The following is a 14,590-nucleotide window of genomic DNA, read 5'->3' on the forward strand; positions in this document are numbered from 1 at the left end:
CTCACGCTTAGCCACTTCCACCTCAAACTCAAGGGGGTCGTAAGCTCGCGCTATGACGATCTCGGAGCCTTCGTCGGACACGTCAAGGCGGCTGCACGTCCAAACCCCCGAGCACTTACGGGGAGATGCCTGATCATGGATAGACGCTCGCATCAGCGCTCCGCACTGCTTGTGCTCGACGTCGATGGCACGATCTCCAGGATCCACCGCGAGGAAGAGCGCACGCTGCACCAGAACGCACAAGGCTGGCGCTCCTGGATGACGGTCGACGATGACCTCGTGGACGCGCTTGACGATCTCGCACTGCGAGCCGACGTGCAGTTCGCGTGGTTGACGACTTGGCCGCGCGATCAGGTCGGCTGGTTGATCCGCGAGCCGTTACGCGGCAAGCTCAATGGCCCTTACGTGCCCTGGCAAAACTGGCCAAAGAGTGGATGGCGGACGATGAGCCTCATCTCGCACATCCGGCAGACGGGCCCAGATGCGGTCGTGTGGGCAGACGATCGAGCTCCCGAGGACGCTGAGCAACGGCTAACCGCGATGACGGAGGTCCCATCGCTGGTCGTCCGCCCCGACAAGTTCGTGGGCCTCACCCTTGCCGATGTTGGGCAAATTGATCAGTTCCTAGACGAGCAGCTCGTAGTCTGAACGTCCGCCAGGCAGGGCGGCCCTCATTCGGATGCTTCCCCGGCCTTGGCACGAGCGTGAGACGCGCAGAGTGCCCACACCCACATTCGGATCGTGTAGGTCCTCGCCGGTGCCCCGCATTCTTCGCAGGTCCTCGTGCTCTCCCACTCAGCAGCAAGGATGGCGTCGCTGAACACTTCGTTGTAGTCGTAGACGTCGTCGGATGCACGAGCGTAAAAGCTGAGAGAGCCAAACTTTGATTTGATCTGCTGAACGACGTAGCCCGGAGCGATCGCCGCGAGCTTTCTGTCAAGCCGGTCGAGAAGCGGGTACCAGCCGGAGCTCACATCGATGAGCTCAGGCCAGCCAGGTTCGATGCGAGCAATGATCCGCCGAAGCCCCGGCGGAGCGTTCTCAGTCATATCGTCCCCTCCTGATCGACGTTCTCCGCTCTAGACGACTCGAACGGGCTAGTGGTGGCTCACGGGTACATCGGCTCGATGGGAGCCTACGTACCTTCGTTCGTTTCGTCAGCCACCTCCAGCGGTTCCGCAAGCAGGACCAGTGTGGAATGCTTCGAACCGTTACGGGCAACTAGGGACGCTCGGGACTGTTGCCGCCGTCGAGAATGCTCACGGAACGCGCGCCCTACGCGCAGACTGCGCATCACGGCCCTGTCGAAGCTAATCATTCCTCGACGACGCCACTCGATAGCGGCGTGACCTCGAAATCCCGTGACCGCCCGTCGGCGCTCCATGAACTCGAGTTCTGGGAAAGGACCCGGCAATCCACCGGTGTCGGGCAGCAGGTGGGTGAAGAGTTCGGCGAACGTCGGACCGAGGCCCGTGCGGCGTCGAGTCTGCGCGATGAAGATGGCGGCAGCCAGCGCCCATTCCTCCGCGGTGTCATCGCCGGTGAACTCTTCGAACATGTACACCCATTCTGTAGGCGGCGGACTCGTGATGTCCTGCCACCAGATCGGGAACGCCTCACACATGACGCACACCATCACATTTCGCGGTCGCATGCACGGGCCGATCCCGCGGCGCGACCGCCAGTCACCGGGATGGGCAGCACACGTGCAGGGAGTAGCGGAGCAATCCGACGAAGATGATGATTGTTTCGTATGGCCTCCCAAATTATGCCATACCGATTAGGCCAAGCATGAGAGCCCGGATCTAGACGCTTGGAAGGTGCGCCAGCGGAACGACGACTTGGAAGCAGATTGGGATGCGTTCGCGCAGCGCTTCGCCACTTCCCTTCGCACTGCTCGCCACAAAGCCAATCTGAGCCAGGAAGACGTGGCCTACCGCGCCGGGCTGACCCGGTACACGTATCAGAAGTACGAGAAGGGCGAATCACGCCCCGGCCACCCGGCTAACCCGACGTTGCGAACTCTCCTGGCTCTCACCCAGGTGCTCGGCATCACCTTGACCGATCTGGTCCCGGGGAACGCTCCCGATCTTCGAAGTCGCTGAGCGCTGTTCAGGCCCCTGCGTGACCCACGGTGCATCGTCGGCCCAGCCGGGAACGATGCGCCGGGATACGACCCGAGATGCAGGTGCCGCACGCACAGAACGCTCCAGGATGTCCGCTCTTCTGCCGGAGCGCGTGATGTGGCGCAGGAGAACCGCTTTCTCACGGTAGGACGCTTCCGCGACCCCCTTCTCAAATGGCGTTTTCGATACCGTCGCCCCGCTCGACTTCGGCATTCGGATCGCGGTGTACATCGCGGCGCGGTGAACCGCTACGACCGTGGCTGCGGTCGATTCCAGTTCCGCCGTCCGGCTTCCACCTCCAATGCCTACGACGAGCCCGATAAGCCCTTCGACCTGCTGGGAGTCGCTCTCGGCGAGTGCAAACAAGCTGAGCGTGACGTCAGGGTGCGTTAGCGTCACGAGCAGGTCAACTGCCGGCGCATACGAGCACGAGGCTCGGAGCCAGCGCGCGTCAGGTCGCTCTTGCCAGCTGTCGATGATCAAGCGCAGGGCAAGGTCGTATTCGCCCGTGTGCATCGTCACTCCACGTCTCCAAAGGACTCCTGAAATCGACTGTTCGGCGCGATGGCACGCCGACGGGGTGGACAGGAGTTCATCTTCACCGAGGAAGTGCCATCGACGGTGGCGAATGCAAAACCCACCTCCCCTACTGAACACCTCAGTCGGGTTTCCGTCGCTGCATACCAAGCACGCGGAGCGAGCGCGATCAACAACTTCGCACGTGGCGCAGCGTCGAAGCATCCACCGAACGTGGTGGCAGCGCCGATACAGACGGAAGCGTGCGCGCTCCTTGGCGAAGTACCCGGGAGGCAGCGCACCGATTGCCTCAGTCGCAGATGTGAATCGAGCGTTGGTCGAGCTCGACCTGTTGGCACCAACCGTCCGCTCCAAATAGTGGGTGAGCGCGCTGAGATCGAGCGAGTTGGCGACGGCCAACCTAGCCAGGAAACCGGCAGGCGTCTCCCCGGGCAGCGGAATCACACGACAGGGAAGAGTTCGCATGCCTACCTCGACCTCAGTTCCACACGATGGTTCAGCACATGCGCCCTGATCGCCTTGACCCTCGGAAGCATGCGCCTGGCAGCGGGCGTAAGCACGCAGCCGCCTTGCGTCGCGACCGCGGACCTGCCGATCCAGAGTTCCCGTCCCTGAATTCTCAGGCTGTCGAAGATGCCGTCCACGGCGCGATGCCCTAGAGAGTGCGCGGCGACTACGCGATCGAACAGCATTGCCAGTGCGTACCCACCGAGACCCTGCGACATCAGAACGTTCGCGAGACGAGCGTCAGTGAGCCGCGCAGTGAGCGCGATTCGCCGCGGAAATTGAAGAATCTCGTCATCCAGAAGTTCAGCTGCGCACCCACCTTCGAGATTTCGCAGTCGCAGCAACTCCGCGGCCGCATCAACTTCGGGTGACCGATACGGCACACCTCGAAGAGTGAGAGTTCCATTCAGCAGGCGTTGCGCGAGCAGGTGCTTGTGCCTCCCCGGCAGGGGAATATCTCGGCCGCTTCCGTGCCACCTCCGGTGTCGCACGCAGACCGGACCGTGCATACGCGCGACTGTGACCTGATCGCCTCGGGCGCACCGTCTGCAGAGAGCCACAGCTGCCGGAATCATGCGACAACTCGGGCATTCGACTTGACGCGTGGCGCCACCATGTCCACAGGCGCGACCGCCGGCTTCGCGGAGCAATGCACCATCCGGAAGCCCACCCAACGCCTCGATCTTCCGGAGGGCGCTTCTCGGTGTCACCCGAATTGGGAGGGTTCGATCCTCGCGTCGCAACGCCAACCAGAGGTCCTTTTCGCCGATTGCATTTGCGGCGCAAAGCCGCGCCCAGTAGCTCGCCGCCGTTTCTCCCGGATACAGGCGAACGGAAGTCGGAAGCCCGGGACGCGAGGTCATGCCGCACTCACAGGCGTTCGCGATCGTCGCGGCTTGCTTGTGTGGAGCGTTGCGGCCGTCTGACGGCGGGCAAGATCGCGTTCAAATGCGGCCGAATCGAGCTTCTCGGTTCCGTCGTCCATCGCGCTCAGGGCAGCGAACTGCAAGAGGTCCTTGAGCAGTCCGATCTCCCCGCCCGTCAGCGCGTGCAGTGTCGGCGCCGCGGACAGAATCGATCCTGGCCGTTGCTCTGCTAGACACAGTGAGCTCTCCATGGCGAGAAGCAGATCACCCCAGCGAGCCTTCTCCGCGGTCGAGATCAAAGGAAATGGTAAGGCCACGTGCACTTCGAATCGCTTCCCGATCTGCCCACCACGTGAGCCGTCGAGAAGTCCGGTCCCCTCAACTGCGATTCCGGCGTAGACGAACGTGCCTCCACATCGCTCGGAAAGCTGCTTGAGCATGTCTGATGCCTCGACGTTCTGCCGGTACTTCAGATCGAGGTGATGCACGTCATCGACCAAGACAAGTTCGGTGGAGCATCTGCGCAGGGCGTTCGAGACCGCTTCCAGCAGGTCCCCGTAGGTCATCCTGCTGAGAACCGGGAGACCAAGGAATCGGGCGAACTCATGCATCAGAGCTTTGGCTGAGCACTGGGCGGGTACCGCGACATACACGACTGGGAGCATGCCCGGCCCCGCAGCCGGGTGGCCGGTGTCTCGCCGCCTGCGTTCGTGTGCTCTACCGATCTCGACTAGCGAAGTAGTCTTGCCCTGGCCTGGCTCCCCCGAGAGGATCAGGCCTAGCTTCCCGACTCGTCGGTAGGCGTTGAGCATGACGCGATCCCGCACGGCTCGCTGGAAGGCTTCGAACTGCGGTGTCCGCACGAAGGCGCCTGCCTGCGAGTATTGAGCTCGTCCCTGGTTGTATAACGCGCGGTCCCCGAAGCTCATGGCCCGAAGCTCCTCGGATGTGACCGGCGCCGGGCGCTCATACGCGGTGTCGACGTGCTCGCGCCAGCCTTCCTTGGTCGCGATCTCGATCATTCGTCGATCCTCCGCCGCACCTCGTCGAGCCTGTCTCCGATGAGAGGGAAGCCACCGGTGTTAGGCCATTCCTCAGTAGAGGTGGTCTCGATGGACGAATTGTCATCGTCAGCAGGTCGTTTCTCGTCCTCGATGCCCTTCACACTGGTGAAGTTCATCGGATCTTCAGCGATCGCTGCCAATCGAGCGCGCTCTCGCCCGCTTCGCTTCTGACCGTTGCTTCGAGGGGCCGGATTCCCTTGACCGGCGAACGCCTTGATCGCCATCGCAAGCTCGCGACGTTCAGCATCGAGATCCGCGACACCACCGGAGCGCGACGTGCGAGCGTACCGCCAGACATCACCCAGCATCGGGAGTTCATGGACCTGATTGGACCATCTCAGAGGGATGAACTCGCCGTCCCGCTCGAGCCAGACGACGTGCAGATTGTAGGGGTCTACGCGGATCGGCCATCGGCCGTTCCGCGCTTTGTCAGGAGACTTGCGCCTCCACAGGCCTTTGAGCCGCTCGGAGTTGTAGACGCGGTTATCGATGCGCACGCCGTAGCGGTTCAGAACTCGGTAGTCCACAGGTAGCAGCGCGATGTAGTCGTCTCGCGTCAGCGGTACGTGGAGTTCGGGCACGTAAGCGCGGAACGCGCGACACATCTCGTTCGGCGACAACTTGATGCGCGGATGCAACGGGTCCCGCAGTCCGTCATGCGGACGATTCTGCCACTCGACCGCGATCCAGTCCTCTAGGAGCTCCTGGGCCTGTGCGATCGTCAGTAGTTCGTCGGATTCCGTGTCTGTGTCGCGCCCGCGATGTTCGACGCTGCGGCCGACATATCCCTTCACATGCTGCAGCAGCATTGAGTTGATTGCCCCGAGCGCTCGCTCTACGTGCGGTTTGTCCGTTGGTGTGTGCGGCGCCGAGGTGATCAGCGAGATATTCAAGGTTTCACACGCAGCGCGGAAATGCCGCGACAAATAGTTTCGTCCGCGGTCGGTGGTGATCGTGTCCGGAAACACATACGGCTGCGCGATACGCAATCGCTCAAATCGCTCCTGATCGATCAGTTGATCGTCAGCCCATGCCGTCGAAATCAGCTGTCGGGTCTCGCGAACCCCTTCCATACGCCGGCCATAGGGCACCAGGGCCCGTGCAAGGACAGCCACCAGGTCGACGCTCTTCGTCCCTTCGGGGCGGAGCATCGCGGCAAGAATCGAGCGCGTTGCGACGTCAAGGAGAATCGTCAGTTCGGGCCGGCCGACGGTTTCGTCATCGATCCGCAACATGACATCAATCCGCGTGGAGTCCATCTCGACCAGTTCGCCGGGACGCAGTGCGGTGCGAGTGCCGAATGTGCCGTCGGGTTGAAGCGCAAGCGACTCGCGAGTCTTGGCCGAACCGAAGGTGAATTGCCCGTGCTCGTCTGCTTCGAGAAGTCGGAAGAACGTCGCTCGGCTCGGCAGCTTCACCGCATCGCCGTGGAGACGTTCGACGCGCCTCATGATTTGTTCGATCGCTGTAGTTCGACTCACAGTCGAGGCGCGGCTCTTTCCTCCGAGTACGTGGTTGATGGCCTCGACGAGGCGTGGATCCCATGTGCTCTTGCGTGGGGAGCCTTTGCCTGCAGTGGTCGTCCCCTGCTCTCGGAACGCTTTAAGCCGACGCTCCACGGCGCGCGTGGAGACAGTTCTACTTAGGCGCACCTCCAGCCACCCGCGCTCTGCTTCAACAGCCTTCCCGACCCCGATCTCTTCTCGGGTCGCCTCGATACGTATGCAGGATTGCAGCCACGCATCCATGTCCGGCGTGATGTCCTGCACCTGCAGAGGAAGGTTCAGCAGACCTGAAGTGTCGCTAGGCACCGGTGTTGCATCATGTCGAAGCTCGTCGAGAGCGACTTCGACCTCACTTCCGTCCTCATCTCGGAGCATCGCCGAATCCTTCTCGATGAACAAGACCGAGAACTTGCGTTGACGCCACGTGAGCGACCCGCCAACTACAACCCGCATTACACGCTCCTTTGCCACACGATCGTTCTGATGTTGAGGGCTTGATCGAGATCTGCCTCGAGCGCCCCTGACCAGAGGTGCGCGTAGCAGTGTGCGAAGCCCTCGGATCCGACGCCGAGCAGCGCAGCTACCTCAGCCAGGGGCAGCCCATCTTCTGGGAGCATTGGCAGTTCTTCGCTGCTCGCCCAGTCTCGAAACGGGCCCAGGAATCGGAGGTTGGCCTCGCGGACTACCGATTCCGCGTCATAGACGACATACCGCCAGCCGCGCTCAGCGGCGAACACCGCTGTCATGTCGAACTGTCTTCTGACGTCGTCCTTGATCTGAGTCGCCGGCTTGACGTCCATCAGCACGGCGTGCCCGTCGTCCAGACGCACGAAGTAGTCCGGGCAGTGCTCGCGCGGGCCGTCGGGTGTGGTCCATCGGATCCACATGGGCTGGCTGGCGATCGCAACCACGCCCGGGGTGCGGTCCAATTCGATGAGGCAGCCCCGCTCCGTCAGCGACTCGAATCCGACAGACGCGCCAAGCGCACCCATCCAGTGGTAGCCGTCGTAATGACGCTTGAGCCGCCAACTGGGAAAGTTCCGAACGGGATCGCCTCGTTCGAAGGGCACGCTGTCGCAGTCGACGGCGTCGAGCTCTAGTTGCACGCCATCGAGACGGTACTCAACGCGAGCTCGCGTCCGGTTGGCTTTAGTGGTGGGAGGAACAGGCCACTGCTGAGTCAGGTCCATAGGGATCCAATCGACATCGACGGATACTTCCTATTCGGCAGTCAGCCTCTCTCCTGGGGAGCGGTACTGGCCTATGTCCTGAGCCCTGACAAAGATGCCCCGACTGGGGATCTGCTCACGGGCAGACTATGTCCGGCACCCAACGAGGCTGGTCGACACGCCGCTCTTCCGACACGTCTAGTGAGACTCCGACACTTTCGTGAGACTCTCCGACAGCCTTCGTGAGACTCCGACACTTTTCGTGAGATCGGACAGTGGAAGAGATCGCGAGCGAGTTTCCGTGATCAAAACGTTGCATTCGTTACCTCGCCGTTATACAGTGATCGCACGGTGAATGTTTGCTGTGGCATCCACCGCATGTGATTGCAGGACACTCTTGGTGCAAGGGACAAGGGCCGGTCGGGAGCCTCTCCGACCGGCCCTTTACTGTTCGCACTATTCTGTGAGGATGACCGATCGCAAGCTCGCCCTGGAGGCCTGGGAGAGCCTGTTCCGCGCGCAGCACGAGCTGTTCACCGAGATGATGGGCGACTTCGAGCACAGCGATATCGCGCAGGCCGAGTACGACGTGCTGCTCACCGTCACCCGCTCACCCGACCTGACCGCGCGGCTGCGGGACATCACCGCGAACATGCTCATCAGCCAGCCCAGCGTCTCGCGACTGGTTGACCGGATGGTCGCGCGCGGTCTCGTGGCGAAGTGCCCCGACCCCGACGACGGTCGCGGCGCACTGATCCGCGCGACGGACGAGGGGGCGCGGGCCTTCCGCTCGCTCGCCACGGTGCACGGACGCTCGATCGCCGAGCGCATGTCCCGCCTCGACGACGACGAGCTCCGCGCCCTGCGGGACCTCGCGGAGAAGCTCCGCAAGGGCTGACGTCCGACTCTCCTCCACAGCACGGCTGGACGAGGAGTACTCACCGAGAGCCGGAAGATGACGCCCGGCGAGGCGAGCCCGTCCGCTTTTCTGGCAGGGTGGGGGCGAAGGCGCGCATCACGGCGCGTCCGAGACCGCCCCCTCGGGGGGAACCAGGGAGGTCATCCATGGAGATCGCCGGAATCGTCGGCATCCTCGTCATCGTCGGCATCGCCGTCGTCGTCGCCGTCGTCCTACTGCTCGTCCTGCTGCTGTTCGCACGCAGCTGGATCAAGGTCGCACGCGCCGATGAGGCGCTCGTCATCTCGGGACGCAAACAGAAGGTGCAGACAGCCGTGCTCTCGGCCGACGGCTCGAGCAGATCCGAGATGTCGGAGTCGCCGGTCACCGTGATCGTGAACGGCAAGTCGCTCGTGAACCCGATCACGCAGCGGCACGAGATCATCTCACTGCGTTCACGGCAGGTCTCCCTGAACGCCGAAGCGCAGTCGCTCGACAGCGTGACCCTGAACGTCGACGGTGTCGCGATCGTGAAGATCGGATCCGACCCGATCCTGGTGCGTCGCGCCGCCGAGCGATTTGCCTCGCAGGACAAGGCCATCGAGCAGTTCACCACCGAGCAGCTCGAAGGCGCGCTCCGCGGTATCGTCGCCACTCTGTCAGTCGTCGAGCTGATGCGGGAGCGCAAGAAGTTCTCCGACCAGATCGCCGCCGACGTCTCACAGGAGCTCGCCGAACAGGGTCTGATCCTCGACTCGTTCCAGATCAAGGGCATCACCGACAAGGTCGGCTACATCCAGTCCCTCGGTGCTCCTGAGATCCAGGCGAAGCGTCAGTCCGCAGAGATCTCGCAGACCAACGCCGACCGTGCGATCAATCAGAAGAACATCGCCAACCAGGAAGCCAACCTGATCGAGCAGACCGCGCTCGACACCAACACGGCCAACGCCGACTCCGGCATCGGTCGTGCACGCGCCGAAGCCGAGCAGGCCGAGGCACTCGCCCGCGCGCAGGCCGAGCAGGCGGTGCTGCAGCAGCAGGCCGAGAACAAGCAGGCGCAGCTCGACGCCGACGTGAAGCGCGTCGCCGACGCCCAGCGATACGAGGCGGAGACCCGCGCCCAGGCCGAGCTCTACACACGTGAGCGCTCGGCTGAGGCCGCCGCGATCGAGCAGGTCAAGCAGGCCGAGGCTCGCACGCGCATCGCCGAACAGCAGGCGCAAGCGGACAAGGCCCGCGCCGAGGGTGAAGCAGCGGCGGCGATCGCCAAGGCCAGCGGTGAGGCGAATGCCCTCCGAGCCCAGGCTGAGGCCGAAGCAGAAGCTCGTCGTCTGCGTGCCAGCGCCGAGGCCGACGCGATCCGTGCCGAGGGTGACGCCCGTGCGGCCGCCCTGGAAGCGGAAGCCAAGGCCATCGCGTCGAACCAGGACGCGTTCCTCTCGCAGCGCGTCCTCGAGGTGCTGCCGTCGATCATGGCCGAGTTCTCGAAGGGCTACGCGGCGATCGGCAACGTGTCGATCATCGGCAGCTCCGGCGAGGACGGCGCCTCCAACGTCGTGGGCGCCGACAACGCCAAGGCACTTGCCTCGGTGTTCGACAGCGTCCACTCCGCCACGGGACTCGACCTGGCCGGCATCATCCAGGGTCAGGCCGTGGGCCGCGGCTTCGGCGCAGGAGTCGCAGAGGCCTCGGCACCCGCACCCGCTGCGCGCGTCTCGACGCCGACCACGCCGCCGCCGCCCGCCCCGCCCGCTCCCGCCGCGGACTAGCCGGCACACGACAGCGGATGCCGCGATCGATCTCGGTCGCGGCATCCGTTGTTTGTCCGACCGGGCAGACTGGACGGATGACGCGCGCCGCCTTCGACATCGCCAGGATCGGCGCCGGCCTGTCGTTCGCCGCCGCCGTCGAGGAACTCTCCGCAGCCCTCGACACGAGCGGATCCGTGGTCGTGACCGCGCCGCCCGGCACGGGCAAGACCACCCTCGTGCCGCCGCTCCTCGCCGCTCGAACCCCCGGTCGCGTGATCGTCACCCAACCGCGCCGGGTCGCCGCACGCGCAGCCGCCCGCCGACTCGCGCAGCTCGACGGCTCGCCTCTCGGCGGGCGAGTGGGATTCACGGTCCGCGGCGAGCGCACCGTCGGGCCCGACACGAGGGTCGAGTTCGTCACGGCCGGAGTCCTGCTGCGACGGATGCTCGACGACCCGGCACTCGACGGCGTCGGCGCGGTCATCATCGACGAGGTGCACGAGCGCGCGATCGAGACCGACCTCCTCATCGGTCTTCTCTCCGAGGTGCGCGAACTGCGGGATGACCTGGCAGTCGTCGCGATGTCGGCCACCCTCGACGCCGCCCGGATCGCCACGGTCATCGGCACCGAGGACTCCCCCGCCCCGATCGTCGACCATGACGTCGCGGCCTTCCCCCTCACCGAGCGGTGGGCGCCGAGTCCCGTGCCCCGCCTCGACGAACGGGGAGTCACCCGGGGCTTCCTCGACCACGTCTCGAGCGTCACCGCATCCGCAGCCGCCGAGCTGATCCGCGAAGACCCGGACGCCGATGTGCTGGTCTTCGCCCCCGGTGCCCGCGAGGTGTCGGAGATCGCTCGACGCATCCGCTCCCTGAACGACGCCTTCGACGTGCGCGAGTTGCACGGTCGGATCCCCCCGGCAGAGCAGGACGACGTGATCCGCGGTCGTGCGCCCCACGAACGACCCCGCATCATCGTCACCACCTCCCTCGCCGAGTCTTCTCTCACGGTGCCGGGCGTTCGGCTGGTCGTGGACAGCTGCCTGTCGCGGCAGCCGCAGCGCGACGCGGCTCGTGGCATGACGGGTCTGGTCACCACCGCTGCCTCCCGATCGTCCTGCGTGCAGCGCGCGGGACGTGCCACCCGGCAGGGCCCCGGCACTGTGATCCGCTGCGTCGACGAGCGCACCTACGCCGCGGCTCCCGCTCGTCCGTCGCCGGAGATCGCCACGGCCGACCTCGCCGACGCCACCCTGCTGCTCGCGTGCTGGGGTACCCCGGGCGGCGCCGGCCTGCGCATGATCGAACCGCTGCGAGCCGACAGCCTCGCCGATGCCGTCGCCGTGCTCCGCGGTCTCGGAGCGATCGACGACGACGGTCGCGCCACGGCAGAAGGTCGGGCACTGGCACGCATTCCGACCGACCCACGGCTGGCCAGGGCGCTGCGGGACGGCAGCCCGGTGGTCGGCAGCCGACTCGCCGCCGAGGTGGTCGCGCTTCTGAGCGGAGACCAGCGCCTCCCGGACGCCGACGTCGCCCACGCACTCGTCGCACTACGCGGAGGCCGTACCCCGGAGGCCCACCGCTGGCGCGAGGACGCGCGTCGACTGGAGCGCATGGTCACCCCGGCGCCCGACACGCGTTCGGGTCTCGACGGTGTGGGTCTCGTGATCGCGCTGGGCTTCCCCGAACGTGTCGCCCACCGTGTCGAGCGCACGGGGACGGGCGCGACGTTCCTGCTGGCCTCGGGCACCCGTGCCGGAGTCACCGGTCCGCTCGCCGCCGCGGAGTGGCTCGCCGTGGCCGACGTCACCCGGGCCTCGTCGCGGGCAGCCGCAGGTTCCGGCGCAGTCATCCGCTCAGCGGCGGTGCTGACAGAAGGGCAGATGGAGCGTGCGGCCGGCCATCTGATGACCGACCGCGTCGAAGCCGAGTTCGTCGGAGGTCGCGTGCAGGCTCGCCGTGAGCGCCGGATCGGGGCGATCGTCCGCTCCTCGGTGCCGGTGCGCGTGGCCGCGTCGGAAGGCCGGGATGCCGTGGAGCGGGCGCTCCGGCGCGACGGACTCGGCATGTTCACCTGGTCCGAGGGTGCGGACGCCCTGCGCCGCCGGCTCGCGCTACTGCGAAGGGAACTCGGCGCCCCCTGGCCCGATGTGTCGGACGCGGGCCTGCTCGAATCACTCGACACGTGGCTGGCGACGGAGCTCGATGCCCTCGCGTCCGGCACCCCCGCCAGCCGGCTGGATCTCACGTCCGCCCTTCGCCGTCTGCTGCCGTGGCCCGAAGCCGTGCACCTGGAGACGCTCGCCCCGGAACGGCTCGAGGTGCCCAGCGGCTCTCGCGTGCGCATCGCGTATCCGGAACCCGACGGGGATCCGACCGCACGCCCGGTCGTCGCGGTCAAGCTGCAGGAGTGCTTCGGCTGGGCGGAGACTCCTTGCCTGGTGGACGGCCGCGTCCCCGTGCTCTTCCACCTGCTGTCTCCGGCGGGGCGGCCGCTCGCTGTCACAGACGACCTCGCCTCGTTCTGGTCGGGTCCCTACGCCCAGGTGCGCGCCGAGATGCGCGGCCGCTATCCCCGGCACCCCTGGCCGGAAGATCCCTGGGCCGCAGCGCCGACCAAGCACACCAAGAACCGCGCCGCTCGCTGACGCACGCTCCCGGATCGCCACTCAGCGCGTGCGCCGCCGCAAGGTGAGGGCGGCGAGCGCCAGTGCTCCGACCGCGAAGGCCACCACGATGAGCAGCGGACCGAACACGTCCCCGCCCTCGTCCCCCGCGGCAACGGCGTTGATGGTGTCGATCGCGTAGCTGAGCGGCAGCCAGTCGGAGATGGCATGCAGCACATCGGGCATCTGATCGCGCGGCATGAACAGACCGCCGAGGATGATCTGCGGGAACACGAGCAACGGCATGAACTGCACCGCCTGGAACTCGGTCTGGGCGAACGCGCTCGCCAGCAGCCCCAGCGCCGTGCCGAGCAGGGCATCGACGACCGCGACGAGACCCAGCTGCCACAGCGGCCCGTCGACGTCGAGCCCGCACACCCCGACCGCGAACGAGACCGTGATCACCGCCTGCAGCACCGCCATCAGCCCGAACGCGAGCGCATACCCGAGGATGAAGTCGGCCTTCTCGAGCGGCGTGGTCATCAGCCGTTCGAGCGTGCCGGAACGACGCTCCCGCAGGGTGGTGATCGACGTGATGAGGAACATCACGATGAACGGGAACAGCGCCAGGATGGCACCTCCGAACTGGTCGAACACACCGTCCTGCTCGCTGAACAGCCAGGCGAAGAGACCGACGAGCAGGCTCGGGGCGATGAGCATCAGGGCGATGGACCGCGGGTCGTGTCGCAGTTGCGCGAGCACACGGCCGGCGGTCGCGAACAGTCTGCGGCCGTTCATCCCTCTGCCTCCTCGTGTCGTTCCTGCGCTTCTCGGCGTGCGCGCCTGGTGCTCCCGGCACCAGCCGCCCTGTCACGTTCGATCAGAGCCAGGAACGCGGCTTCGGCGTCGGTCGTGTCGGTGTCGGCGAGCAGTGCGGACGGCGTGGTATCCGCGATGATGCGCCCCTCCCGCATCAGCAGCAGTCGGTCGCATCGCACGGCCTCGTCCATCACATGGCTCGATACGATGAGCGTGACGCCCCGGTCGGCCAGTCGGCGGAAAAGGGTCCAGAGCTCCGCGCGCAGCACGGGGTCGAGCCCGACGGTCGGCTCGTCCAGCACGATGAGCTCCGGCGAGCCGATCAACGCCACCGCGAGCGACACCCGCGTCGCCTGGCCGCCGCTCAGCGAATCGACGAGCTGCGCCGCCTGCGCGCCGAGGCCCACCTCCTGGAGGACCCGGTCGACGTCGCCCTTCGGCGCCTTCAGAAGCGAGGCGAAGTAGGAGAGATTCTGCCGCACGCTGAGATCGCCGTAGACCGAGGCGCCCTGTGTGCCGTACGCGACACGGTGCCGCAGCTGGCGGGAACCACCCGGCTCCCCAGAACGATGACGTCGCCGGAGGTGATCCGCTGCACACCGACGATCGACCGCATGAGCGTGGTCTTGCCGCACCCGGAGGGGCCCAGCAGGCCCGTGATCTGGCCGCGCGGAACGGCGAGATCGATGCCGTCGAACACGTGCACGGCCCCGCGTCGCACGCGCAGCTGCGTGATCTC

14 protein-coding genes are annotated in these 14,590 nt (G+C 65.8%); 5 read left to right on the plus strand and 9 right to left on the minus strand.

The genetic code is table 11. The annotated features are described in order from the left end of the window. Positions 1–135: 135 nt before the first annotated feature. Complete coding sequence (locus RN51_RS11560; protein WP_156149169.1) at positions 136–648, plus strand: HAD domain-containing protein; 513 nt, start codon at positions 136–138, stop codon at positions 646–648. Between the two features lie 23 nt (positions 649–671). On the opposite strand, the gene RN51_RS11565 is transcribed toward RN51_RS11560, so the two are convergent. Both RN51_RS11565 and RN51_RS11570 read right to left on the minus strand, forming a co-directional pair. Beyond that, positions 672–1,049 carry a hypothetical protein gene (locus RN51_RS11565; protein ID WP_045264199.1) on the minus strand — a complete coding sequence of 126 codons (378 nt, stop codon included), beginning with the start codon at positions 1,047–1,049 and terminating at the stop codon, positions 672–674. A gap of 86 nt (positions 1,050–1,135) precedes the next feature. After that, positions 1,136–1,558: a hypothetical protein gene (locus RN51_RS11570; RefSeq protein ID WP_156149170.1), complete on the minus strand. Its 423-nt coding sequence runs from the start codon at positions 1,556–1,558 to the stop codon at positions 1,136–1,138. A 262-nt stretch (positions 1,559–1,820) separates the two neighbouring features. On the opposite strand from RN51_RS11570, the gene RN51_RS18830 reads away from it, so the two are divergent. Further along, positions 1,821–2,105 (plus strand): helix-turn-helix domain-containing protein, encoded by a 285-nt coding sequence (locus RN51_RS18830; protein ID WP_197073245.1) that lies wholly within the window; start codon positions 1,821–1,823, stop codon positions 2,103–2,105. On the opposite strand, the gene RN51_RS18835 is transcribed toward RN51_RS18830, so the two are convergent. From RN51_RS18835 to RN51_RS18030, 5 genes are all read right to left on the minus strand, one after another. Next, positions 1,986–2,648: a hypothetical protein gene (locus RN51_RS18835; protein WP_045264201.1), complete on the minus strand. Its 663-nt coding sequence runs from the start codon at positions 2,646–2,648 to the stop codon at positions 1,986–1,988. The two genes, RN51_RS18830 and RN51_RS18835, sit on opposite strands and share 120 nt — an antisense overlap. A gap of 482 nt (positions 2,649–3,130) precedes the next feature. Next, positions 3,131–4,033, minus strand: a complete 903-nt coding sequence (locus tag RN51_RS18875; protein WP_153243565.1) for a TniQ family protein — start codon at positions 4,031–4,033, stop codon at positions 3,131–3,133. Next, on the minus strand, positions 4,030–5,058 hold the full coding sequence (locus RN51_RS11585; RefSeq protein ID WP_045264203.1) for an ATP-binding protein: 1,029 nt from the start codon (positions 5,056–5,058) through the stop codon (positions 4,030–4,032). The genes RN51_RS18875 and RN51_RS11585 overlap by 4 nt, the downstream gene beginning before the upstream one ends. Next, positions 5,055–7,058, minus strand: a complete 2,004-nt coding sequence (locus RN51_RS11590; protein WP_082066567.1) for a Mu transposase C-terminal domain-containing protein — start codon at positions 7,056–7,058, stop codon at positions 5,055–5,057. Before RN51_RS11590 ends, RN51_RS11585 begins: the two co-directional genes overlap by 4 nt. Next, on the minus strand, positions 7,058–7,795 hold the full coding sequence (locus RN51_RS18030; protein WP_082066568.1) for a TnsA-like heteromeric transposase endonuclease subunit: 738 nt from the start codon (positions 7,793–7,795) through the stop codon (positions 7,058–7,060). Before RN51_RS18030 ends, RN51_RS11590 begins: the two co-directional genes overlap by 1 nt. 448 nt (positions 7,796–8,243) lie before the next feature. Between RN51_RS18030 and RN51_RS11600 the strand changes: the two genes are divergently transcribed. The 3 genes from RN51_RS11600 (at position 8,244) to hrpB (ending at position 13,074) form a co-directional block, all read left to right on the plus strand. Further along, on the plus strand, positions 8,244–8,672 hold the full coding sequence (locus tag RN51_RS11600; protein ID WP_045264204.1) for a MarR family winged helix-turn-helix transcriptional regulator: 429 nt from the start codon (positions 8,244–8,246) through the stop codon (positions 8,670–8,672). Positions 8,673–8,839: 167 nt separating this feature from the next. After that, positions 8,840–10,441, plus strand: a complete 1,602-nt coding sequence (locus tag RN51_RS11605; protein ID WP_045264205.1) for an SPFH domain-containing protein — start codon at positions 8,840–8,842, stop codon at positions 10,439–10,441. A gap of 77 nt (positions 10,442–10,518) precedes the next feature. Continuing rightward, the gene (gene hrpB / locus RN51_RS11610; RefSeq protein WP_045264206.1) at positions 10,519–13,074 is read left to right on the plus strand and encodes an ATP-dependent helicase HrpB; all 2,556 of its coding nucleotides are present in this window, start codon (positions 10,519–10,521) and stop codon (positions 13,072–13,074) included. Between the two features lie 21 nt (positions 13,075–13,095). Here hrpB and RN51_RS11615 read toward each other — a convergent pair whose 3' ends face one another. Both RN51_RS11615 and RN51_RS11620 read right to left on the minus strand, forming a co-directional pair. Further along, on the minus strand, positions 13,096–13,830 hold the full coding sequence (locus RN51_RS11615) for an ABC transporter permease (RefSeq protein ID WP_045264207.1): 735 nt from the start codon (positions 13,828–13,830) through the stop codon (positions 13,096–13,098). Beyond that, on the minus strand, positions 13,827–14,486 hold the full coding sequence (locus RN51_RS11620) for an ABC transporter ATP-binding protein (protein ID WP_331454242.1): 660 nt from the start codon (positions 14,484–14,486) through the stop codon (positions 13,827–13,829). Before RN51_RS11620 ends, RN51_RS11615 begins: the two co-directional genes overlap by 4 nt. Between the last annotated feature and the right edge of the window lie 104 nt (positions 14,487–14,590).

Origin of the sequence: Microbacterium oxydans (genome assembly GCF_000956405.1) — a bacterium.
GTDB lineage: Bacteria > Actinomycetota > Actinomycetes > Actinomycetales > Microbacteriaceae > Microbacterium > Microbacterium oxydans_C.

Bases quoted from the DNA above. Each gene is read 5' to 3' on its own strand.
- RN51_RS18875 (WP_153243565.1), bottom strand. From the start codon at position 4,033: ATGACCTCGCGTCCCGGGCTTCCGACTTCCGTTCGCCTGTATCCGGGA.
- RN51_RS11615 (WP_045264207.1), bottom strand. From the start codon at position 13,830: ATGAACGGCCGCAGACTGTTCGCGACCGCCGGCCGTGTGCTCGCGCAA.
- RN51_RS11600 (WP_045264204.1), top strand. From the start codon at position 8,244: ATGACCGATCGCAAGCTCGCCCTGGAGGCCTGGGAGAGCCTGTTCCGC.
- RN51_RS11560 (WP_156149169.1), top strand. From the start codon at position 136: ATGGATAGACGCTCGCATCAGCGCTCCGCACTGCTTGTGCTCGACGTC.
- RN51_RS11585 (WP_045264203.1), bottom strand. From the start codon at position 5,058: ATGATCGAGATCGCGACCAAGGAAGGCTGGCGCGAGCACGTCGACACC.
- RN51_RS11605 (WP_045264205.1), top strand. From the start codon at position 8,840: ATGGAGATCGCCGGAATCGTCGGCATCCTCGTCATCGTCGGCATCGCC.
- RN51_RS11590 (WP_082066567.1), bottom strand. From the start codon at position 7,058: ATGCGGGTTGTAGTTGGCGGGTCGCTCACGTGGCGTCAACGCAAGTTC.
- hrpB (WP_045264206.1), top strand. From the start codon at position 10,519: ATGACGCGCGCCGCCTTCGACATCGCCAGGATCGGCGCCGGCCTGTCG.
- RN51_RS18030 (WP_082066568.1), bottom strand. From the start codon at position 7,795: ATGGACCTGACTCAGCAGTGGCCTGTTCCTCCCACCACTAAAGCCAAC.
- RN51_RS11570 (WP_156149170.1), bottom strand. From the start codon at position 1,558: ATGTTCGAAGAGTTCACCGGCGATGACACCGCGGAGGAATGGGCGCTG.
- RN51_RS11565 (WP_045264199.1), bottom strand. From the start codon at position 1,049: ATGACTGAGAACGCTCCGCCGGGGCTTCGGCGGATCATTGCTCGCATC.